Annotated in this window: 1 protein-coding gene; it reads left to right on the plus strand. The window is 67.3% G+C overall.

Annotated features, from left to right (window positions below):
* Positions 1 to 51: 51 nt before the first annotated feature.
* Positions 52 to 920, plus strand: a protein-coding gene (locus OO60_RS46230) for an IS5 family transposase (protein ID WP_425304672.1) whose coding sequence is annotated in 2 segments (ribosomal slippage) — positions 52 to 423 and positions 426 to 920 — 867 coding nt in all. Because the reading frame shifts where the segments join, the coding sequence is not laid out codon by codon here.
* The last annotated feature ends 19 nt before the right edge of the window (positions 921 to 939 follow it).

A 939-nucleotide genomic window follows, 5' to 3' on the forward strand; every position in this document is an offset into this window, starting at 1 on the left:
CTAGGGCGTGTCCTGTAAGCGGTTGAGCTGGGTCTCTGGTAGCTATGCGCGGTGGTTGGTCGCGGTGAGTTGACGGATAAGGCGTGGGCGGTGATCGAGCCGTTGCTGCCGCCGGTGCAGGGTGGTGGGCGGCGGTGGCGTGATCACCGTCAGGTGATCAACGCGATCCTGTGGAAGCTGCGCACCGGCGCTCCGTGGCGTGACCTGCCAGAACGGTATGGGCCGTGGAAGACCGCGCATGAGCGGCTGCGGTTGTGGACCAAGGACGGCACCTGGGACAAGATCCTCGACCGGGTGATCGTCAAAGACGACGCGGTCGGCGACCTCGAATGGATCATTTCGGTCGACTCGAGTGTGGTCCGGGCGCATCAGCACGCTGCTGGTGCCCGGAAAAAGGGGGGTGCAGCGACGCCGTCGAAGTCCTCGCCGTCGACGGGGAAGGACTCGGGCGGTCCCGCGGCGGACTGAGCACCAAAATCCATCTCGCGGTCGACGGGCGAGGCCTGCCGATGCGGTTCCTGCTCACCCCAGGTCAGGCGGGCGACAACCCGCAGCTGGTGCCGTTGCTGGACGGCATCAGCGTCGCCCGTCTCGGGCCGGGACGTCCACGGTGTCGGCCGGAGACGGTGATCGCGGACAAGGCGTATTCGCATCCCTCGACCCGCCGGGCGATGCGGGACCGGCAGATCACCTTCATCAGCCCGGAGCGGGACGACCAGATCGCCCGCCGCGCCGCCAAAGGCTCCCGCGGCGGGCGGCCACCCGCGTTCGATGCCGAGGTCTACAAGCAGCGCAACGTGGTCGAACGCTGCTTCAACCGGCTCAAACAGTTCCGCGACCTGGCCACCCGCTACGCCAAACGCGCCGCCTACTACCAGGCCGAACTCACCATCGCCGCCATCGTCCTCTGGCTCCGATGACTTACAGGACAGCTCCTAG

Source organism: Amycolatopsis vancoresmycina, from assembly GCF_000716785.1.
GTDB lineage: Bacteria > Actinomycetota > Actinomycetes > Mycobacteriales > Pseudonocardiaceae > Amycolatopsis > Amycolatopsis vancoresmycina.